This window comes from Psychromonas sp. Urea-02u-13 (assembly GCF_002835995.1).
Classification (GTDB): Bacteria; Pseudomonadota; Gammaproteobacteria; order Enterobacterales; family Psychromonadaceae; genus Psychromonas.
In genome coordinates, this window is sequence record NZ_PJBZ01000262.1 from 1 (window position 1) to 497 (window position 497).

Consider the following 497-nt stretch of genomic DNA (forward strand, 5'->3'; position numbering starts at 1 on the left):
GGGTGTTGATTAAACGCCTCGAGTATTTTGGCTCGCCACACACTGGCGAGCGCGAGTTCGTTATAGAGGTAAGTGCCGTCTCCTTTATGCCACTGTTGCCTGCTTTTTTGGTAATAACCACACGGTAGAATTATATGGATATGCGGGTGAATATCGCGTTTGCGATTATGCGTATGCAACACCATGGTATAACCCATCTCACCTTGATGTTGTCGCTGTGCAAAGCCCTTCATCACTTTTGACGCTACCTGAAACATTAATTGATAGAGTGCTTTTGGCTGAGACGAAGCAATGACCCTAAACTCAAAGGGCAGCGTAAAAGTGACCATGAAATACTGACTGGGTAACAACTTTAATCGCTGTCTTGTCAGCCACGCCATGGTGGTTTGATGTTGGCATTGTGGGCAATGCCGGTGTCCACAAGAGAGCGGGTGTTGCTCATGATGAGAACAGTGTGAGCAGCACCAGTTCGTTTGCCTGCTAAGGGATGTTTTACA

At 47.1% G+C, this 497-nt stretch carries 1 protein-coding gene; it reads right to left on the reverse strand.

Annotation, left to right across the window (positions count from 1 at the left end):
- The coding region (locus CXF74_RS21675; RefSeq protein ID WP_198552969.1) for an IS91 family transposase at positions 1 to 497 on the reverse strand (497 nt) is incomplete at both ends.